Raw genomic sequence first — 19,753 nt, 5'->3', positions numbered from 1 at the left:
ACACCGAAATTAGTACTTATTACCAAAAGAAATAGCGGCTAAACCTTATCTTAGCTATATACAACCCAAAGCTATGAGGCGCATTATTACGACTTTTTGCATACTATTTACGACACTCTGCCAGGCATCTGCGCAAACCGCGCCTTCTCCCGCCACCTTCCTGCAGTATACCCTGGGCTCCCATTTTACGCCCCATTTCAAAGTAATGGAGTATTTCAAAGAAGTGGCGCGGAACGTGAATACCGTGAAACTGGAAACTTATGGGCAGACCTATGAAGGACGGCCGCTGATCATGGCTATTGTGGCTTCCCCCGAAAACCTGGCCCGGCTGGAAGAGATCCGTCAGCAGAACCTGGGACTGGTGGCAGGTGCAAACCCCGCTAACCAGCCTGTGATCGTTTGGCTGAGTTATAACGTGCATGGCAATGAAGCAGTATCTACAGAAGCGGCCATGAAAACATTATATGCGCTGATCAGTGAACGTACAGACCTTTTAAAGAACGCGATCGTTATCATAGATCCCTGCCTCAACCCTGATGGCCGGGAGCGTTATGTGAACTTTTATAATGCCATTCACAGCAAAGTACCTGATGCTACACCCTATGCAAGGGAACATTATGAACCCTGGCCCGGCGGACGGAGCAATCACTATTACTTTGACCTGAACCGCGACTGGGCATGGCAGACACAAACAGAATCCCGCCAGCGTGTGTTACAGTACAACCGCTGGATGCCGCAGGTACACGTGGATTTTCATGAGCAGGGTGTAGATGCGCCTTACTATTTTGCTCCCGCGGCAGAGCCATTACATGATGCTGTTACTGCCTGGCAGCGCGAGTTCCAGGTGCAGATCGGCAAACACAACGCTACTTACTTTGACGCCAAAGGCTGGCTCTACTTCACAAAGGAACAATTTGACCTGTTCTATCCCAGTTATGGTGACACCTATCCTACCTACAACGGCTCCATCGGAATGACCTATGAGCAGGGGGGCAGCGGCAGGGCAGGACTGGCCATTGCCACGCGGCAGGGAGATACCCTTACACTGCTGGACCGGATAGAACATCATTACACCACCGGTATGGCCACCGTGGAGGTGTCTGCCGCCAATGCTGCCAAACTGGTGAATGAATTTGCAGGATACTTTGCAGCGGCACGCAGTAAACCCTCCGGAGACTATAAAACCTATGTGATAAAAGCTGCCGGCAACCAGGAGAAATTATTGTCCCTGGCAGAAACCCTTCGTAAAAATGAATTAGCAGTAGGTTTTGCTACCGGGAATAGCAGTGGTAATGGATTCAATTACTTTACCGGCAAAACAGAGAATTTCAATATTGAAAAGGGCGACCTGGTGATCAGTGCTTTTCAACCACGCTCCAACATGGTGCGGGTATTGTTTGAACCGGTATCCCGCTTAACGGATTCTGTTACCTATGATATCACCGCATGGGCGCTGCCATATGCGTATGGTTTACCGGCTTATGCACTGAAGCAAAAGATAGAGCCGGCCACTTCTCCGGCACCGGAAAAAGCAGCGGTGGCAGATGCAGGTATTGATAATGCCTATGCTTACCTGGCGCCCTGGAACAGTACGAAAGATCTGAAGTTCCTGGTAGCATTGCTGAACAGGAATATAAAAGTGCGTTATTCAGAAAAGCCGTTCACAATTGCCAATAAAACATATCCTGCCGGTACACTGGTGATCACAAAAGCCGGTAATGCGGGGCTGGATATTATTCCTGCACTGGCAGCCAAAATGGAAATATCGCTGATCAAAGTGCCTTCAGGTTTTGTGGATAAGGGGGCGGATTTCGGCTCTGATAAGATCCGTTTTATCCGTAAACCCAAAGTGGCAGTAATGGCAGGGGATGGCGTGTCCTCGCTGGGCATGGGGGAGATCTGGCATTTCTTTGAGCAGCAGATCGGTTATCCTGTTACAGTGCTGAACACATCCAGTTTGTATGGCGTGAACTGGAAGGAGCTGGATGTACTGATCCTGCCGGATGGGCACTATGCGGCACTTAATGATAAAGTAATGACCGAGCGGCTGAAAGACTGGGTATCCGGCGGTGGTAAACTCATTGCAGTAGAAGATGCCGTGTCTCAGCTGGCACAGGGGGAATGGGGCATTAAACTGAAAAAGGAGGAAGAAGACAAGGATAAGAAAGACAGTAATAAAAAGGACCCTTATGTTCCTTTAAAATCATATGGTAACCGCGAGCGGGAGAGTGTTACCCAATTCATTCCCGGTGCTATTTATAAAGTGCATATGGATAACACCCATCCTTTGGCCTTTGGTTACCCCGAGTACTATTATACCCTCAAACAAAGTGATAAACTGGTGGAATTCATTGAGTCAGATGGATGGAATGTGGGGGTATTGAAGAAGGACGATTACATCACCGGCTTTGTGGGCGCACAAACAAAACTGAAACTGAAGGATGGGTTGCTGTTTGGTGTGAAGGAAATGGGTGCAGGAGAGCTGGTGCTGCTTACAGATAACCCCCTGTTCAGGAGTTTCTGGGAGAATGGTAAGCTATTGTTCGGGAATGCGGTGTTTATGGTGGGGCAATAGGTTGCAAAACCGATTTAGTTCTGGGTTTTGAATGTTTTTTTGATAGATTTACAGTAATAATTATCAAATCCCTTTAAAACATGAAATTCCCTTTAGCTTTAGTTACTGCATTGATACTTGCCGTATCTGCTTCTGCAAAAAGTGATTCAACCATTCTTACAAAAACGGTAACACCTGAAGGTGCTATTATCTATACTAAAAATGGTCTGACACTTACCCTGAACAACAAGTCTGCTACTTTTGATACCCTGGTATTGCGCCAGCGGTTAGTGAACACCTTCTTTTCTGTTTACCCGGTGTTATTGAGCACATTTAATCCTGATGCCACCAAACACGTAGTGTTTAATGTGGACTCTGCTTATGACGGGGTTGCCTATGCTTCAAGAGGCCAGATCACTTTCAACCCGGCCTGGTTTGTAAAACATCCGGATGATATTGATGTGGTTACGCATGAAACCATGCACCTGGTACAGGCTTACACCGGCAGATCGCCGGGATGGCTTACAGAAGGCATCGCGGATTATGTACGTTTTAAGTTTGGTGTGGAGAACATAGGCTGGGCATTACCGGCATTTAAGGAAACACAGAAATATACAGATGCCTACCGTGTTACGGCAAGGTTCCTGGCATGGCTGGAAGCACATGTACACCAGGGTATTGTAGTGGAACTGAATACGGCGTTACGTACCAAAACATACACGCAAAACACCTGGACAGAGCTTACAAAAAAAACTTTAGATGAGTTATGGGCTGATTATGCTAAAAATCCTGCTCTTTAGCAGATCATCCAGCAAAGCTTTCCGCTGATTATGCTGAAAAAAGTGTTACTGCCGCAGGGTAGTAACACTTTTTTTTGCTTGCAGCATCTGGAATTATGCTGTATATTCTGCCCCGAAAACCGCTATAATGAACTCACAACCACGTTTTACAGAAAAAAGCTACCTCGTTATTTTCGCCTTTGTTACTTCACTCTTCCTGTTATGGGGGCTTGCTCATTCCATGAGTGATGTATTGAACAAACACTTTCAAACCGTACTAAGCGTTACCAAATCACAATCCGGCCTTATCCAGCTTTCCGTATTCGGGGCATATGCTGTAATGAGTATTCCTGCGGGTATGTTCATGAAAAGATTTGGTTATAAAGCCGGTGTATTACTGGGCCTGTCTTTATTTGCAACCGGTACTTTCCTCTTTGTGCCGGCGGCTACGGAAAACTCTTTCGGTTACTTCCGGTTTGCATTATTCATCATGGGCTGCGGAATGGCCACACTGGAAACAGTGGCGCATCCGTTCATTGCAGCCTTAGGTGATCAGCGCACGAGCGACAGGCGTATCAACTTCTCCCAATCGTTCAATGCATTAGGTACAGTGATAGGGCCTTTGCTGGGCAGTTATTTCCTGCTGCGTGCTACCGGCGAGCAACATGATCTTTCAGCAGTGAGGAGTTTATATGTGGGCATTGGTCTTGTTATTGCAGCAGTAGCCATTTCTTTTTCATTTGTAAAAGTGCCGGTACTGGCTGATCCGCACGAAGGAGATGTACTGGAAGGCGGCATCCCGGGTAAACCGCTGTTCGCACACCGTCACTTTGTATGGGCGGTAGTAGCGCAGTTCTTTAATGTAGCTGCACAGGGCGGTACATGGGCTTTCTTTATCAATTATGGTCATGAAGTGATGGGCTTTTCTGATGAAAAGGCGGGTAACTTAATGGCACTGTTTATGGCCATGATGGTATTGGGCCGTTTTGTGGGTACCTACCTGATGAAGTTCATTGCACCGAATAAATTACTGGCTGGTTTTGCCACAGGCAGCATACTGATGTGCATCATTGTGGCGCAGGGATGGGGCTGGACCTCTTACATTGCGCTGCTGATGATCAATTTCTTTTTTAGTATTATGTTCCCCACCATCTTTAGTCTTGGTTTGAAGAGCCTGGGCGGCCATACGCAGAGAGCAGCTTCATTTATCACCATGGGGGTGGTAGGCGGAGCGTTCTTCCCATTGCTGATGGGCATGGTTGCTAACCATAACGTAGCACAATCTTATTATTTACCGATCATCTGTTACCTGGTTATTTTCCTCTTCGGCTATAAACTGTATAAAGTAAGGGCTTAGTGTATTGGCAGAGTAATTGATACCGATATCATAAATACCTGTCTTTATGAAAAACACTTTCCTGATTGCCAGTGTCTGCATAACATTAGCTGCATGCAACGGAGCACAACGGATGCCTTCGAGCAATGATTCCACAGATGCGCAGGCAAATACGCCGTCTGCAGATTCTCTTCCTGCACCGGATACTGCCAGTTCTGTCAGGAACTTCAGCAAAGTAATTGGCTGGAAAGACGGTAAAACACCACAAGCGCCTGCAGGATTTATTGTCAGCAAGTTTGCCGATAGCCTGGAGAATCCCCGCTGGATCTATGTTGCACCAAACGGAGATATCTTTGTGTCTGAAGCCAATGCCAAAAAGAAATTTGTGCAGAAGGTAGGAGAGGTAGTAGTGGGGAAAGCAAAATCCGGCAATACAGAAAAGAGTGCGGACAGGATCACCTTGTTCCGTGATACAGATAAAGACGGGCGGTACGATGCCCGGTATGTTTTCCTGGAGAAGCTGAATCAGCCATTTGGTATGCTTGTTACGGGAGGACATTTTTACGTGGGCAATACAGATGGTGTGATGCAGTTTCCCTACGAAGAAGGGCAAACGAAGATCAGCGATAAAGGAAAAAAGATACTGGACCTCCCGGCAGGTGGTTACAACAACCACTGGACGCGCAATCTCATTGCTTCGCCGGATGGATCAAAGATCTTTGTATCAGTAGGGTCCGGTAGTAATGTGGCTGAACATGGCATGGAAAACGAAGCCCGCCGCGCCTGCATACTGGAGATCAGCACGGATGGCAGCAGCCAGCGAGTGTATGCCAGTGGTCTCCGTAATCCTGTAGGAATGGCTTTCCCGCAAGGCTCCTCCACTTTATGGACTGTGGTAAATGAAAGAGATGAACTGGGGGATGAACTGGTGCCGGATTATCTTACCAGTGTGAAGGAAGGCGCATTCTATGGATGGCCATATGCTTACATGGGGCAACATGAGGATCCAAGGCTGAAAGGGCAAAATCCTGAAATGGTGCAGAAGTCTATAGCGCCTGATTATCCCTTAGGGGCACATACAGCCTCATTAGGACTCGCTTTCTATAGCGGCGGCACTTTCCCTTCCGGTTTCAATAAAGGAGCTTTTATAGGGCAGCATGGTTCCTGGAACCGTTCTGTGCTATCCGGATATAAGGTGATTTATGTACCTTTCGAAAATGGTAAACCAGCCGGCAGTGCTGTTGATTTCTTAACGGGGTTTATTGCCGATCTTGAGAAGAATGAAGTATACGGAAGGCCGGTAGGAGTTGCCATTGCAGGAGATGGCGCCGTCCTGGTAGCGGATGACGCTTCCAATACTATCTGGCGCGTAGTACCAAATAAATAGTCATACACATAATGAGGAATAAATTCCATATACCTGTTTGCCTGCTGTTATTGCTTCCATTTGCGGTGCATGCCCAGCGGGATACTTTGCCTGAAGTGGTAGTACGTTCCTATCTTTCGAAAGAATCACTCATAAGAATACCCACAGCCACCAGTATTTTAAGTGGTACACAGTTGCAGCAGCAACAAGGGTATTCACTTGTTCCTGCATTTAATACGGTACCGGGCATCCGCATGGAAGAAAGGTCTCCGGGCAGTTATCGCCTTTCCATGCGCGGAAGTTTACTGCGTTCTCCTTTCGGCATCCGTAATATTAAAATATACATGGATGAAATACCCCTGACAGATGCAGGTGGTAATGCTTATCTCAACCTGCTGGACCCCGGTGCGGTAACAGATGCGGAAGTATTGAAAGGGCCGGATGGGAGCCTCTTTGGAGCTAACTCAGGCGGTGTGATCAGATTGGGTGTTTTTAATCCTCCGCAGGATAGTTCCCTGCGTATCAGGTTACAGGGAGGCAGTTATGGTTTGTTCCATTCATCCGCCGGTTACAGCAAACAGCTGGATAACTATCGCCTGCAGCTTTTTATGGGATATCAGCGTGCAGATGGATACCGCCAGAACAGTGCATTGAAAAGGATCTATGCGCAAACTGCCCAGCAATGGGAATACAGGCCGGGTTATAATTTGAAGCTCTTAGCTTTTTATACGGACATGGCTTACCGTACACCCGGCGGCCTTACACTGGATCAGAGCAATGCCAATCCCCGTGCTGCAAGAGTACAATCCCTCACACAAAAAGCGGCTATTTACAACCGTACCTTCCAGGGAGGACTGGTACATGAAGCGCAGTTTTCTGCCAGGTGGAAACATACCATTGCCGTATTCGGTGCAAATACACATTTTGAAAACCCTTTCATCACCAATTATGAAGCGCGTGATGAAAACACTGCAGGCTTCCGCACATTCCTGGAATGGCAGAATGCGGACCGTCCTTTCCGCTTGAAATTCAATGTGGGGATGGAATGGCAGCAAACCGGTTCAGATATCGCCAACTATGGCAACCGGCAGGGCGTAAGGGATACCTTGCAGGTGAGGGACGATATCCATGCAGGCCAGCATTTTTATTTTGCCCGCTTTTCTGTACAGTCTGCCCGCAGCCTGCTGGAAGGCGCAGCCAGCGTAAATTATTATCACTTTGTATTTGACCGTAACGGGCGCACAAGAGTGGAATTCTCTCCTGTACTTATGCCCCGTTTGTCTTATTCCTATAAACTGGAGAACGATCTGTCACTTCGTATAACAGTGAGCCGCGGCTATTCTCCGCCTGCCGTAGCAGAAGTACGTGCATCGAATAATGTATTCAATACTTCCCTGCGCCCTGAAACAGGATGGAACTATGAAACAGGATTACGTTTGCTTCCGCGAACAGGACGTTACATGCTGGATGTAGCATTGTTCCATTACCGCATGCAAAATGCCATTGTGAGAAAGCTGGATGCCCAGGGAGAAGAGTTCTTTGATAATGCAGGCGGAACAAAGCAAACAGGACTTGAAGTACAAGGCTTAGTATGGCTTGGGCATAAAGTTGAAGTACGCACTGCGTATACTTTGAGTATTTTTAAATTTGAGAATTATAAAGATTTTTCCGGCAATAAAATGACCGGCGTGCCGCAGCATGTGGTGGTGAGCAGTGTGTTATGGCATTTGCCATACGCATTCTCCCTGTTTGCACAACACAATTTTACGGGCAGTATTCCATTGGATGATGCCAACAGCGTATATGCAAAATCCTATCATCTTGTGCAGGGGAAAATAAGCTGGCAGCGCTCCCGTATCACTTTGCAGGGAGGCGTGGATAATATATTGAATGTACGGTACAGTTTGGGAAATGACCTGAATGCACTGGGTGGCCGGTATTTTAATCCGGCACCCGGTAGAAATTATTTTGCCACGGTATTGTTCAGGATCTGAGGTTACATTTTCCTTTTGATCCCGCAACCAACGGAAGCGCTGGAAGTTACTTCCACTGCCTTGCCTGTAAGTACTGCATTCATGGCATTATGAAGGTACTTCTGGGATACATCCGCGGCGCTGCCGGGATTATCATCAATAGCACCTTTGTAAACCAATACAGCGTCTTTATTGAATAAATAACATTCAGGCGTACGGTCTGCTGCAAAAGCATCCGCTATTTCATTGTTCTTATCTACCGTGTAATACCAGGTGTAACTTTGTTTTTTTGCATAACTCTGCATGGCTGCATAGGAATCCCCGCCATCCCGTTCCGCTTCATTGGAATTGATCAGGATCACCCCGATGTTATTCTTCAGTGCGAAGTGGCAGATCTCGCGTGTGCGTTCCTGGTTGCGTGCTACATAAGGGCATGTATTGCAGCTGAACATCACCAGTAGTCCATTGCTTTTTTTTGCATCGTTCAGTGAGATCTCTTTACCGGTTACATCTTTCATTTTGATGTCCGGTTTCGGCATTTTGGAGCCGACTTCCAGTGCATCCGGTAAACGGAATGCAGCCAGCCATACAGTAGCAACAAGCAGTAAAACGAATTGCTTTTTCATAGGCTCAATTTTGTTTAGGTTCGTATGTAAATTAAGCTATTTTATACGCATTTAAAAGCCGTTCATCATGAATTAGATATTTTCAAACGGGCATATTAAAATTGTCATGAAAGGCCTTGTACTTCAGGGTTTTCGGCTGTACGTTCACTGGCTATTTCCCGCAGTGTACTGATGCTTGTATTTAGTTCAAAACCAATGAGAAGGATGAATGAATTGAAGTAAACTACTAACATAATCACCAGGATGGTTCCGATAGAACCGTAGATTTTATTGTACTGCGCAAAATTGGTGACGTAGAAAGAAAATCCTAATGTTACCACTATCATGGAAATAGTGGCAAAAGTGGAACCTGCGGAGATAAATTTCCATTTTTTCTTAGTGGCCGGCCCAAAACGATAGATCACGGAAATGATGGAAAAGAACAGCAATACGATCAGTGTCCATCTTACCAAACCAATGATGAATTGAGAGAAGGAATCACGGATGTTCAATTCCTGCATGATCAGTTTTAAGATAGCGCCTTGTGTAATGATCAGGGCAACAGTGACCAGTAAAAGCAACACCAGGAAGATGGTTAGTTTTAATGCAGTGAGGCGCGTTTGCCACCAGGCACGCTGATTAAAACCTGGAAGCATTTTATCGAAAGAGTTCAGCATACCCATTACACCATTGGAAGAATAATAGAAGCTGAGGATGAATGAAAAAGATAACAAAGTATTCCGCTGCGTGTAGAGGAAATCATGGATCATATCCCTCACTATTATATAACTGTTATAGTTAGGTGTGAGTGATTCTGCAAGATCATATAAGGTTGGTTCTATATTCTGCAAAGGAATATAGGGAACGAGGGTAAGTATAAAAATGAAGAAAGGAGGAATGGCCAGCAGGAAGTTGAAAGACATGGATGCAGCCCGTTCTGCCAGACTTTCCTTTGCAGTTTCCTTCAGAAAAAAGACGATGACATCATATAAAGGTGCCCTGTCGAAACCTGGTAATACCAGGCTTTTACTCTTCCTGATCACCCAGCTTACAGGTTTCGAATTCAGTATTAATTTTTCAATGTCGATCATCAGGGCATTGTTGGACAGGGGTAAAAGTACTGAAAGTTGCTTACTTTATTCCCCTTGCATTCAATGCTTTCTGATAAGCCCGCGCATTCTCCATATGATCTTTGTAATTGGTTGCAAACGCATGATAACCGCTGAAATCCCATTTCGCGCAGAAGTAGAGATAATCAGATACTACAGGCGTTAATACGGCGTCTATTGACTTGGCAGAAGGTGTACAGATAGGGCCGGGAGGCAGGCCGCTATAACGGTATGTGTTATACGGAGAATCAAATTCTGTATGCGCACCCCAGATCCTTTTTAAAGCAAAGTTCTTCAATGCAAATTTAACGGTGGGGTCAGCTCCCAGTTTCATACCTGTACGTAAACGGTTCAGATACACGCTGGCAATGACAGGTTTTTCATCATTCTTGTTGGTTTCTTCTTCCACAATGGAAGCGAGCGTGGTAACCTCAGTAGGGCTTAGTCCTAAAGCCAGCGCTTTGGCTTTGCGGCTTTCATTCCAGAAAGTATTGTAAGCATTTTCCAGTTTGTCAAATACTTTACCTGCACTGGTGTTCCAGTAGAATTCGTAAGTATTGGGCATAACGGCGCACATCACGGTATTGGTATCCAGGCCAAACTGCCGCAGGTATACCTGGTCTTCAAAGATGGCTTTAAGGCTGGCAGAATCTGCTTCCAGGTTGCTGGCAACCAGCCGGATGAAATCTTCCTTCAGGCGCAGTTTATTGATGACCAGTTTTACCGGGGATTGCCTGCCGGAACGCAGCATACGGATGATCTCCAGGTTACTCATTCCTTTCTTTATCTCATACCGGCCCGCTTTCACACGGGCGGGATAATCCAGTCTTTTTGCCACGAGGTTGAAGGTGGCAGGGGAGCCGATGATGCCTTGTTCCTGTAAACCTTCCAGTACGTTCTGGTAATTACTGCCGGTAGGGATGTAGAAGTATTTCTTATCGCCAAAGGAGCGGGTATTGGGGCCCATCAGCAGATAGGCGGCAAATACCAGAGCGCCGGCCAGCAGGCAGCCAATAACTACCGCCGTGCGGCGGATCCAGGGAGAGCGGTTATTCTTTACTTTGTTCTTCATGAATAAGATAGGGTATGGATATGATCATTCACACATGCGCACAAAAAACCCCGCTTTTAACGGCGAGGTTCCTGTAAATATTATGATTTATATAATATTATTAGTTTGTCTTGGCCGGAGGCGTAGGCTGCGGCAAAGGTGCTGTGTTTGATGGAGCAGCAGGTGCAGGGGCCGGAGCGCCGGCAGATTGCTCAATGGTGCTTTTACCTTTTTCAACGGAACCAGCGCCTTTATTGACAAACATAGCGGAAGTGAGGCAGAGGATAGCGATGGCAGATGCCAGGATCCAGGTACCTTTTTCGAGAACGTCAGTAGTCTGACGCACGCCCATCACCTGGTTACCGAAACCGCCAAAAGAACCGGACAAGCCGCCACCTTTGGGATTCTGTACCAGCACGAAGAAGCCCAGCAAAACGCAGGCTACTACGATCAATATTCCAAAGAAAATCAACATATTCGTTGCTATTTATTGTTGTCTGTTAGTAATTGTAATTCTTTGATCTTTTGCGCAAAATAAGCGTTTTTGTCGGGATTAAGCAAACTTAATTTTTGGTAAACCACGATCGCTTTTGCGTGCTGGTGCTGGCGTACCCAGATCTCAGCCAGTGTTTCAGAGACGATATCATCGTTCAGGGTAATGGACTCCATGGCCATTTTTTCCACTCTTTCAGATACTTCCGGCTCATCGTCTTCATACAAACGGTGCATTTGCTGGTGATACCAGTCTTTTGTAGCTTTTCCTGCTATAAAGTTGTCTTTCAGCTCCCGCAGCCAGTCAGTGAAGCTTCTCATTTCAGCCTGTGCTTTGTCGTTCATCATTTCTGCAGTATTCGGATCTTTCAGCTTTTTATAGGCAAAATAGTCTTCTGTGTATAGTGGCTGGAAGGTGAGAACGGTCTCTTCTTCCGGTGTATCTATCGGGTGGATGCGGATGGGGCCTTCTGCTTCGGTGTTTTCTTCCCCGTTATCCTCATCGTCTGATATAATTATTTGTTTATCAGTTGTTTCTGCGGCGGCAGGGATGGAGATGCCGGCTGCAGGTTGGGTGGTTTGAGCGGCTACAACGATGTCTTCTTCTTCTATTTCAGGCTCGTAATGTGATTTTTCTTCTTTTAATGCCTCATAATCAATGGCGACTATTTCATCCGGTGCGTCTGAAGTTCTTGCTGCTTCGAAGGCTTTTTCTTCTTTAATCGCTTCGTAGTCAATGGCTACAACTTCATCCGGTTCGTTTGAAGTTCTGGCTTCTTCGAAGGCTTTTTCGGCTGTAATGGCTTCGTAGTCAATGGCTACGATCTCATCTGGTTCTTCTGCGGCGGGTTGTTCTTCAGCGGTGATTGCTTCTTCACCTGTCGGTGCTTCGGTAATGATCGCTTCTGCGGCAGGGGAAAGTGTTTCTTCCACTGCGGGTTGTTCCTGGGCAGTGGGTTGTTCTTCGGCTACCGGCTGTTCTTCAGAAGCTATTGCTGCTATTGCTTCTTCAACTGCAGGTTCTTCTGCAGCAGCAACCATTTCTTCGGCTACGGGTTCCTCTTCAGTGGCTGTTGCTTCTTCAGTTATAAGTTCCTCTTCTGGAGTTATTTCTTCTTCTAATAAGGGAGCCTCTTCAGCAACGATCTCTTCTTCAATTGCTCCTTCTTCTGCAGTGATTTCTTCTTCAATTTCCTCTTCTGCAGTGATTTCTTCTTCAATTTCCTCTTCTGCAGTGATCTCTTCTTCAATTTCCTCTTCTGCAGTGATCTCTTCTTCTAAGACAGGCGCCTTTTCTGTAGCGATCTCTTCATCCTTAGTGATCGCTTCTTTATTTTCAAGTACCGGTTCTTCTTCAGCAAACTCATCTTCAATAACCAGTTCTTCATCCAGCTCAGACAAATTATCTACTTCATCTTCCACGAGTAAGATGTGTTCAACAACCAGTTTTGGCTGTTGAGCCTGTAGAGCAGCCAATTCAGCATTAGCCCTGTCTTCTGCTTCTATTTCATCCAGGATCTGCTGGTCTTCTGCGGAGATGGCATCTTCGGTTTCTTCTATATCAACAGCCGGAGGAATAGGCATTTCTGCTACTACCGGTGCTTCTTCAAAAAGAGAGGTATCTGTCAGTAACTGATGTAAATGTTGTGGATTGCTGCTGTAAAGCTGGGCCTTTTTCAGCGTGGGAGCCGTCAGATCAGGACGTTGAATGTATTGTTTCTGCGCCAGCAACAGGCGTGCCGCCGCAAAATAAGGATATGTTTCTACCAGCCGTTCCAGTTCAGCCTGGTCCACGTGCCGGATATCCGGTTGGTTAAAAATATGGTGAATGATCCTGTTAGCGGTCATGGGTGCTAAAATATGAAAATAAAACTTAAATCAAATAGCAGCGCGGCGATATCCGCTATTACCAGTTTGCAAATGCCCTGTTAAAAACATCATCCACCAGGTTCGGTACAATCTCCTCCAACAAGCGTGGCTCTGCTTCCGTGACAGTTTTACCGGCATCGAAATCTGCAGAGCGGGAGAAGGACTGGCTCGTAAAGCCTTTCTTATCGCCTACCCGTTTAATAAAAGTAATATTGAGCGTAATAGTAAGACGGGCAGAAGCAGGCTTATCCACATCCGTTACTGCGGCATTCGAAATAGAATAGCCGGTAATGGTACCCTTGAATTCATAATCCGCGTTCTGATCATTTGTTTGTGTCAGGCGGGTTTGTGCAAGGATCTTCGTCCGCAGTTTTTCTGTAACCTGCTGGCTTAATTGCGGATTATTCTGTGGGGCACGGTTCTCAATAAAACGGACCAGTACCGTTTTGGCCTCAGGATCGATACTGGCGCCATTGGCCGAGTATTTTATAGAACATCCCCCCAAAAGTAGCCACAGGCTTAAGCTTACAAGTAATGAAATCGTTCTGACCATAGGTTGGCGGATAGCGTATTTATTCATTGATATTATATTCCTTCAGTTTCCTGTACAAAGTCCGTTCCGAAATTCCGAGGTCGAGTGCGGCATCTTTACGTTTCCCTTTGTGTTTCTTCAGCGCTTTTTCGATCAGTTCTTTCTCTTTATCTGCTATAGAGAGGGTTTCTTCCACTTCCTCATGATGATCTATTTTGCTGCTGTCCTGGATAATGTAAGGCTGCGGATTGGAAATGATACCGGCAGGAGCGGCCTGTGGTTCCGGTTGCTTGAAGTTATGCAGTACATTTTCTTCCGGGAACACGCCGGTATGTGCTATAGAAGGATTTTGCAGGATATCGAAGAACATTTTCTTCAATTCTGTTACATCCTTTTTCATGTCAAAGAAAAGTTTATAAAGAATGTCCCTTTCACTGTTGAAGTCGCCACCGGTACCGCCGCCATTGTGATTCGGGGCGAGCATGGGCAGGCGGTTGGTCACCTGTGGTTCCGGCAGGAACCTGCGCAGCTCTGCGGCACTCACATGTTTATCTGTTGCCAGTACAGAGATCTGTTCTGCGATATTCTTTAGTTCCCGTACGTTACCTGGCCAGGGGTAATTGGTGACCATGTCCCGGGCTTCATCATCCAGCTGGATGGAAGTGGTTTTATAACGTTCTGCAAAGTCCACACAGAACTTGCGGAAGAGCATAGCGATATCTTCTTTCCTGTCACGCAGGGAAGGAACCCGGATGGGTACCGTGTTCAAACGATAATACAGGTCTTCCCGGAACTTACCCTGCTGGGTGCTTTCAAGGAGATCGCGGTTGGTAGCTGCGATCACGCGAACGTCTGTTTTCTGTACTTTGGAGGAACCTACGCGGATGTATTCGCCGGCCTCCAGTACCCTTAAGAGACGGGCTTGCGTGCCCAGGGGCATTTCACCTATTTCGTCCAGGAAAATGGTACCACCGTTTACGGTTTCGAAATATCCTTTACGGTTATCAACGGCTCCTGTGAATGATCCTTTTTCGTGACCAAATAACTCCGAGTCTATTGTTCCTTCGGGAATGGCGCCGCAGTTCACGGCAATAAAAGGGTTGTGTTTGCGGGCGCTCAGGGTATGGATGATCTGTGAAAATACTTCCTTTCCCACACCGCTTTCTCCGGAGATCAGCACCGTAAGATCGGTGTTGGACACCTGGGCGGCTACCTGCAGGGCATAGTTCAATGCCTGCGAATTGCCGATGATGCCGAAGCGGTTCTTTATACTTTGAATGTTGTCCATCAGTTTTTTAATTTTAGCTTATCCTTCCACAACCTTTCCCAGCAAGGTACCAGCGGTACAGTTCTCTACTTTGACCATCACATACTCACCCTTTTTATGTTCTCCTTTCGGGAATACGATCACTTTGTTCTGATCGTTCCTGCCAAAAAGATCGTTCTCTGAACGTTTGGAAGTGCCTTCTATCAATACTTTAAAGGTTTTTCCTACATCCTTCTGCATACTTGCGAGCGTGTGCGTACGGTGCAGGGCAACTATTTCTGCAAGACGGCGCTTCTTCACGTCTGCTTCCACATCGTCCCGGTACCGGCGGGCAGCCAATGTGCCGGGGCGTTCAGAGTAAGCGTACATATAGGCGAGGTCAAAACGGGCGTAGTTCATGATGTCCATCGTTTCCTGGTGGTCTTCTTCCGTTTCTGTACAGAAGCCCGTGATCACGTCTGTGGAAAGGCCACAGTCGGGGATCAGTTCCAGGATGCGATCTACCTTTTTCTTATACCATTCCCGGGTATAAGTGCGGTTCATCAATTGTAAGATCCTGTTGCTGCCGCTTTGAACAGGCAGGTGGATATAATTGCAAATATTTTCGTGTCTGGCGATAGTGAGGATCACTTCGTCTGTAATGTCTTTGGGATGGGAGGTGCTGAAGCGTACCCTTAACAGTGGGCTGATAGCGGCCACTTTTTCGAGTAAGAGGGCGAAGGTGACAGTTTCGTCCCTTTGCTCGTCCACGAAATAATAGGAATCCACGTTCTGGCCCAGCAGGGTTACCTCGCGGAAGCCCCTCTGGAAGAGGTCTGTAGCTTCCTCTATAATGGATTGCGGTTCCCGGCTTCTTTCCCGGCCACGGGTGAAGGGCACTACACAGAAGGAGCACATGTTATTGCAACCCCGCATGATGGAAACAAAAGCCGTTACGCCATTGCTGTTGAGGCGTACAGGGCTGATGTCTGCATACGTTTCTTCCCGGCTGAGCAGTACGTTAATGGCTTTCTGGCCGGTGGAGGCTTCTTCTATAAGGCCGGGCAGGGAGCGGTAGGAATCCGGTCCAACCACCATATCTACCAGTTTTTCTTCTTCGAGGAATTTGGATTTGAGGCGTTCCGCCATGCAGCCTAAAACTCCTACCAGGAAGCCCGGTTTGGCTTTTTTGATGCTTTTGAACTCCGTAAGGCGTTTCCGGACGGTTTGTTCGGCTTTTTCACGGATGGAGCAGGTGTTGAGGAGTACGAGGTCGGCTTCTTCCACGTCCCTGGTGGCTCCGAAACCTTCTTTATTGAGGATGGAGGCCACAATCTCACTATCGTTAAAGTTCATGGCACAGCCATAACTTTCTATATAAAACTTTTTTGCGTAGGTACGCGTATCTCCGGCCTGCGGAGCGATTGCTTCGCCCTGGCGGTTCTCATCATGTACTTTAGGTACGGTATCCAACATGCACTGTCTGAATTTAGAAGGGCAAAAATACATAAAAAAATGACAGAATGACAGGTTAAGTTTTGCTTATATTTCGGCTCTTATGAAGATAGCACCTGACAAATGGAAACATTTCTATGTGGGTATCCCGATGGGGATTGTGTTGCAGTTAGCGGGGTTTTTCCTGTTCCCGGGGGAGTTGGTATACGGGGCGGTGTTTGCCCTGATTGGAAATCTGGGGATCAGTTATGGGTTTGAGTTGTTTTCCCTGGTTACGGGGAAGGGGCATCATGATTTTATGGATGCGGTGGCGGCGGTGATCGGAGGGGTACTGGGGCAGGGGGCAGTGTTGCTGACGCTGTTACTGAGTTAGATAGGTTGAATAGTATGCGGGTGTTTCCTGAACAGTGCTATTATCCGGGATGATGAAGTGTAGTTTTTCGGGTTCCGGCCATTGCACTTCTTCACGTGGGATGAAGAAGCCTTTTATGCAGTTAGGGTTTCTGACGCATATCTGGATATGTGTTTTTTCATGGAAGCCGGCGTTTTCGTAGATAGGGGAGCCTTCGATGAAGACGCCACGGGTGGAGTCGAAGGGGGGAGTCTGTAAAATTCTCATTGATTCATGTAGATTTTCAATGACAGAACAATCAAGTTCTCTAAGGACGCAATCTTTTGAGTCTTTCGAATTCTTATTTACAGGTAGTTTTTTATTTTCTGATATAGCAGACACCTTTAGATTTTCGTAGGAAAATTGGACAGATTTAATATGTTTTTTGTCTGTTAAGTCTAAACAGCTTCCTAGGCTGAGTACGGCGCCAAGTACGGCTGGTTTCCCGATCTCTTTTTTGCCAGGAGGATTAGTAGCAAAATCCAGAGCTCGCTCATAATTATTTTGCCAGAAATAAAAACCATATCCCAGCCAATCATATTTGTTTTGGCTGGCTTTTAACATCATGTTTCCTGAAACAACGGCATCTCTAATGGCTTCTTCACAACCATGAAAGCCTAATACTAATCCCGGATCGGAAGTGTATATGAATTTGGATTCTGAGGTTAACATTTAACTGAGTTAGTCTGATAAAAATATTATTTACATACTTTATTCTCTAAAGTTCTCTTTTCTGCAGCTGCTTTTATTTCTTCTTCTGTCATAGGAATAAGCAGGTGTCTAATGCCTAAAGAATCTATTAAAGCTGCAGCGGCTTCCTTGGAAGATTCAATTCTTCTTCTTTGCTCCAATAAACCGTTCTCAATTCTTTGAATGTATTCTTTGTTTGTCATATAGTGGAACATTTTTACACTGCAAAAGTACAAATTCCTCTTCTTCAAAATCACTCAGCCACCAACTAAAAATGCAAACCAATTGTTATTACAATCAGCTTGCATTTTCATCATGTATAGTGAATAATATCTAAGCAAAAAACTCTTCCATCAAACCGTTATTCACACCTGTGTTTTTCATGGGCCTTACATTAAGATGTTGTTTTGTGGTGTGGTAGGAGAGGGGAGTTCTGCTTCATCCAGCATATCCCGCATATCTATTTCTATAGTTCGGGAAATGTTACTGATAGGTACATCGTTAGCGCTGCCTTCAAAAGGGTTGTTGGAACTTTCTCCTACAACATCCAAAGCTACAAACACCCAGGATAGCAATAAGGAGAAAGGGATGTTCAGCCAGATAGAATAACCTTCTATCATGGTACCGTTCCCCAGCTTCTGAAATTCATTGAGCAGACCAAAGGGTACTAACAGCACAAAGAAATAGAGCAGGTAACTGGCAATAGAGGAAAAGTGCCGGGGATAAGGAAAGTTTTTGATCCTCTCTGCTCTTCCCTGGCAATCGTAGAAAGCGGTCACTGATTGCTGTAATTGCATCAGCTGAAGATCTGTTAGTCTTAAGTTGTTAATATGCCTGGATTGCATGGCCATCAACTGTGTAGCTTTGTTCTTTTTTGCGAGGATATAGTGGAGTTCTTCATCCGGCAGGTATTTCTTTAACTCTTCTTCCATGGTGGTCTGCTTTTCCGGAATGCTGTAAAGCGCCGCATATTCCACGTTTTCCGGGTTGGTCATATTTTCCCAGACCCTGGGCTCTCTTAATTGATAGCGAAGCGCCGTAAGCCAGGCAAAATGCCGGTGGAAAATGGTTTTAATATCAGTATCGTCCTTTACAAAATCTCTGACCATCACGGCGAAGGCCCTGCTGCTATTAACAATGCTGCCATATATGATCCTTGCTTCCCATAGCCGGGAATAACTGGTGTTATTCTTGAAACCGACAATGAAGGATACCGCTGTACCTAATAATGCAACGGGTACCCAGGTGATGGATAAGAAAGTAAGGCCCAGGTGGTAGAGTATGGTTGGGATCAGGGCCAGAAAGAAGAGCTTGTAGATATGTCTCCTTGTCCAGTATACAAACTCTCTGAAGGTGTATCTTCTTCCTATGTTCATTGTCAGGTTTTTTGGGTATTGAGATAAATGTACAAAATCTTAGGGCTTTACCGCGGAGTAACCATGCCGTGAAGTTAAGTAGTCAACGACCGGATTTTGTTATAATAAAGCCAGTTAAGAGAAAATATTCAGCTATCTGAATATTACTTCAGAGTTACCTCTATAAAAGGTAGCTCTTAGGTAGCTCTGAGGTAAGACTTAGGTAACTCTTAGGTAAGACATATCGGACCCGGAAGGACAGTTTTCCGGCTAAAACAAGGCGTTTAGCCGTATTTAATAAGGGAACACAATTAAGCAGGCACATTGATCGCTGTGCGAATAAAAGTTTTTGACTTTCAGATCTGGTCCTAAAACAAAAATGCCTGTACATCCAATGATCTACAGGCAATTTATTTTAAGAGCGGAAAACCGGGCTCGAACCGGCCACCCTCAGCTTGGGAAGCTGATGCTCTACCAAATGAGCTATTTCCGCTGGTATTTACAAATATACAAATGTATCCCGTATAGCTATACCCCTTTCCTCAACTTCTGATAATATTCCTTAATTGCCCCGGCCTTGTCCTTCCTGATCTTCTTTCCTAACTCCCTGCGGGGACAATTCGCATTATACTTCGCTCCCCAATCCATGATCTCAATAATGATGGGTAACAGGTCAATACCCTTCTCTGTAAGACTATAAATAAACTTCGACTTATTAGCAGGTGATACACTTTTGATAAGGATCTGTTCTGCCTCCAGCACACTCAGCCTGTTAACAAGGATGTTGCTCGCGATCTTCTCTTCCGATTGCAGGAATTCGCTGTACGACAACTTTCCCCGCAGCATAATATCCCTGATGATCAGCAGTGACCATTTATCCCCAAATACATCCAGGGAACAACTGATAGGACAATCCGACCTGGTCTTTTCCATATTTTTTTATGTTAAAA

18 protein-coding genes and 1 tRNA gene are annotated in these 19,753 nt (G+C 46.0%); 6 read left to right on the top strand and 13 right to left on the bottom strand.

Annotated features, from left to right (window positions below):
- Nucleotides 1–73: 73 nt before the first annotated feature.
- The 5 genes from AAHN97_RS14655 (at nt 74) to AAHN97_RS14635 (ending at nt 8,029) form a co-directional block, all read left to right on the top strand.
- The gene (locus AAHN97_RS14655; protein ID WP_343302784.1) at nt 74–2,575 is read left to right on the top strand and encodes a M14 metallopeptidase family protein; all 2,502 of its coding nucleotides are present in this window, start codon (nt 74–76) and stop codon (nt 2,573–2,575) included.
- A gap of 80 nt (nt 2,576–2,655) precedes the next feature.
- Nucleotides 2,656–3,354 carry a basic secretory protein-like protein gene (locus AAHN97_RS14650; protein ID WP_343302783.1) on the top strand — a complete coding sequence of 233 codons (699 nt, stop codon included), beginning with the start codon at nt 2,656–2,658 and terminating at the stop codon, nt 3,352–3,354.
- A 127-nt stretch (nt 3,355–3,481) separates the two neighbouring features.
- Entirely contained in the window at nt 3,482–4,690 is a 1,209-nt protein-coding gene (locus AAHN97_RS14645; protein ID WP_343302782.1) for a sugar MFS transporter, read from the top strand.
- Nucleotides 4,691–4,736: 46 nt separating this feature from the next.
- Entirely contained in the window at nt 4,737–6,056 is a 1,320-nt protein-coding gene (locus AAHN97_RS14640; protein ID WP_343302781.1) for a PQQ-dependent sugar dehydrogenase, read from the top strand.
- Between the two features lie 11 nt (nt 6,057–6,067).
- On the top strand, nt 6,068–8,029 hold the full coding sequence (locus AAHN97_RS14635) for a TonB-dependent receptor (protein ID WP_343302780.1): 1,962 nt from the start codon (nt 6,068–6,070) through the stop codon (nt 8,027–8,029).
- A 2-nt stretch (nt 8,030–8,031) separates the two neighbouring features.
- Here AAHN97_RS14635 and AAHN97_RS14630 read toward each other — a convergent pair whose 3' ends face one another.
- The 8 genes from AAHN97_RS14630 to miaB all read right to left on the bottom strand — a co-directional run bounded on the left by AAHN97_RS14630 (nt 8,032) and on the right by miaB (nt 16,388).
- Nucleotides 8,032–8,634, bottom strand: coding sequence for a thioredoxin family protein (locus AAHN97_RS14630; protein WP_343302779.1), 603 nt, complete (start codon nt 8,632–8,634; stop codon nt 8,032–8,034).
- A 104-nt stretch (nt 8,635–8,738) separates the two neighbouring features.
- Nucleotides 8,739–9,704 carry a YihY/virulence factor BrkB family protein gene (locus AAHN97_RS14625; RefSeq protein ID WP_343302778.1) on the bottom strand — a complete coding sequence of 322 codons (966 nt, stop codon included), beginning with the start codon at nt 9,702–9,704 and terminating at the stop codon, nt 8,739–8,741.
- A gap of 40 nt (nt 9,705–9,744) precedes the next feature.
- Entirely contained in the window at nt 9,745–10,794 is a 1,050-nt protein-coding gene (gene mltG / locus AAHN97_RS14620; RefSeq protein WP_343302776.1) for an endolytic transglycosylase MltG, read from the bottom strand.
- A 100-nt stretch (nt 10,795–10,894) separates the two neighbouring features.
- Complete coding sequence (gene secG, locus AAHN97_RS14615) at nt 10,895–11,248, bottom strand: preprotein translocase subunit SecG (RefSeq protein ID WP_343302775.1); 354 nt, start codon at nt 11,246–11,248, stop codon at nt 10,895–10,897.
- 8 nt (nt 11,249–11,256) lie between these two features.
- Nucleotides 11,257–13,113: a hypothetical protein gene (locus AAHN97_RS14610; RefSeq protein ID WP_343302774.1), complete on the bottom strand. Its 1,857-nt coding sequence runs from the start codon at nt 13,111–13,113 to the stop codon at nt 11,257–11,259.
- Nucleotides 13,114–13,171: 58 nt separating this feature from the next.
- Entirely contained in the window at nt 13,172–13,687 is a 516-nt protein-coding gene (locus tag AAHN97_RS14605) for an LptE family protein (RefSeq protein WP_343302772.1), read from the bottom strand.
- A 19-nt stretch (nt 13,688–13,706) separates the two neighbouring features.
- A complete protein-coding gene (locus AAHN97_RS14600; protein ID WP_343302771.1) occupies nt 13,707–14,954 on the bottom strand; it encodes a sigma-54 interaction domain-containing protein in 1,248 nt (415 codons plus the stop codon).
- A gap of 18 nt (nt 14,955–14,972) precedes the next feature.
- Nucleotides 14,973–16,388 carry a tRNA (N6-isopentenyl adenosine(37)-C2)-methylthiotransferase MiaB gene (gene miaB / locus AAHN97_RS14595; RefSeq protein ID WP_343302770.1) on the bottom strand — a complete coding sequence of 472 codons (1,416 nt, stop codon included), beginning with the start codon at nt 16,386–16,388 and terminating at the stop codon, nt 14,973–14,975.
- Between the two features lie 82 nt (nt 16,389–16,470).
- On the opposite strand from miaB, the gene AAHN97_RS14590 reads away from it, so the two are divergent.
- Nucleotides 16,471–16,740, top strand: coding sequence for a hypothetical protein (locus AAHN97_RS14590; protein ID WP_343302769.1), 270 nt, complete (start codon nt 16,471–16,473; stop codon nt 16,738–16,740).
- Here AAHN97_RS14590 and AAHN97_RS14585 read toward each other — a convergent pair.
- From AAHN97_RS14585 to AAHN97_RS14565, 5 genes are all read right to left on the bottom strand, one after another.
- Nucleotides 16,729–17,430, bottom strand: a complete 702-nt coding sequence (locus AAHN97_RS14585) for a hypothetical protein (RefSeq protein ID WP_343302768.1) — start codon at nt 17,428–17,430, stop codon at nt 16,729–16,731. The genes AAHN97_RS14590 and AAHN97_RS14585 overlap by 12 nt on opposite strands.
- Before the next feature lie 26 nt (nt 17,431–17,456).
- Nucleotides 17,457–17,651 (bottom strand): hypothetical protein, encoded by a 195-nt coding sequence (locus AAHN97_RS14580; protein WP_343302767.1) that lies wholly within the window; start codon nt 17,649–17,651, stop codon nt 17,457–17,459.
- A gap of 186 nt (nt 17,652–17,837) precedes the next feature.
- Entirely contained in the window at nt 17,838–18,824 is a 987-nt protein-coding gene (locus tag AAHN97_RS14575; protein ID WP_343302766.1) for a bestrophin family protein, read from the bottom strand.
- 399 nt (nt 18,825–19,223) lie between these two features.
- A tRNA-Gly gene (locus tag AAHN97_RS14570) sits at nt 19,224–19,296 on the bottom strand.
- 35 nt (nt 19,297–19,331) lie between these two features.
- Nucleotides 19,332–19,736, bottom strand: coding sequence for a winged helix-turn-helix transcriptional regulator (locus AAHN97_RS14565; protein ID WP_343302765.1), 405 nt, complete (start codon nt 19,734–19,736; stop codon nt 19,332–19,334).
- Between the last annotated feature and the right edge of the window lie 17 nt (nt 19,737–19,753).

Source organism: Chitinophaga niabensis (genome assembly GCF_039545795.1).
Lineage (GTDB): Bacteria > Bacteroidota > Bacteroidia > Chitinophagales > Chitinophagaceae > Chitinophaga > Chitinophaga niabensis_B.
This window is presented reverse-complemented; position numbering and strand designations above follow the sequence as displayed.

Bases quoted from the DNA above. Each gene is read 5' to 3' on its own strand.
- AAHN97_RS14655 (WP_343302784.1), top strand. From the start codon at position 74: ATGAGGCGCATTATTACGACTTTTTGCATACTATTTACGACACTCTGC.
- AAHN97_RS14650 (WP_343302783.1), top strand. From the start codon at position 2,656: ATGAAATTCCCTTTAGCTTTAGTTACTGCATTGATACTTGCCGTATCT.
- AAHN97_RS14645 (WP_343302782.1), top strand. From the start codon at position 3,482: ATGAACTCACAACCACGTTTTACAGAAAAAAGCTACCTCGTTATTTTC.
- AAHN97_RS14640 (WP_343302781.1), top strand. From the start codon at position 4,737: ATGAAAAACACTTTCCTGATTGCCAGTGTCTGCATAACATTAGCTGCA.
- AAHN97_RS14635 (WP_343302780.1), top strand. From the start codon at position 6,068: ATGAGGAATAAATTCCATATACCTGTTTGCCTGCTGTTATTGCTTCCA.
- AAHN97_RS14630 (WP_343302779.1), bottom strand. From the start codon at position 8,634: ATGAAAAAGCAATTCGTTTTACTGCTTGTTGCTACTGTATGGCTGGCT.
- AAHN97_RS14625 (WP_343302778.1), bottom strand. From the start codon at position 9,704: ATGATCGACATTGAAAAATTAATACTGAATTCGAAACCTGTAAGCTGG.
- mltG (WP_343302776.1), bottom strand. From the start codon at position 10,794: ATGAAGAACAAAGTAAAGAATAACCGCTCTCCCTGGATCCGCCGCACG.
- secG (WP_343302775.1), bottom strand. From the start codon at position 11,248: ATGTTGATTTTCTTTGGAATATTGATCGTAGTAGCCTGCGTTTTGCTG.
- AAHN97_RS14610 (WP_343302774.1), bottom strand. From the start codon at position 13,113: ATGACCGCTAACAGGATCATTCACCATATTTTTAACCAACCGGATATC.
- AAHN97_RS14605 (WP_343302772.1), bottom strand. From the start codon at position 13,687: ATGGTCAGAACGATTTCATTACTTGTAAGCTTAAGCCTGTGGCTACTT.
- AAHN97_RS14600 (WP_343302771.1), bottom strand. From the start codon at position 14,954: ATGGACAACATTCAAAGTATAAAGAACCGCTTCGGCATCATCGGCAAT.
- miaB (WP_343302770.1), bottom strand. From the start codon at position 16,388: ATGTTGGATACCGTACCTAAAGTACATGATGAGAACCGCCAGGGCGAA.
- AAHN97_RS14590 (WP_343302769.1), top strand. From the start codon at position 16,471: ATGAAGATAGCACCTGACAAATGGAAACATTTCTATGTGGGTATCCCG.
- AAHN97_RS14585 (WP_343302768.1), bottom strand. From the start codon at position 17,430: ATGTTAACCTCAGAATCCAAATTCATATACACTTCCGATCCGGGATTA.
- AAHN97_RS14580 (WP_343302767.1), bottom strand. From the start codon at position 17,651: ATGACAAACAAAGAATACATTCAAAGAATTGAGAACGGTTTATTGGAG.
- AAHN97_RS14575 (WP_343302766.1), bottom strand. From the start codon at position 18,824: ATGAACATAGGAAGAAGATACACCTTCAGAGAGTTTGTATACTGGACA.
- AAHN97_RS14565 (WP_343302765.1), bottom strand. From the start codon at position 19,736: ATGGAAAAGACCAGGTCGGATTGTCCTATCAGTTGTTCCCTGGATGTA.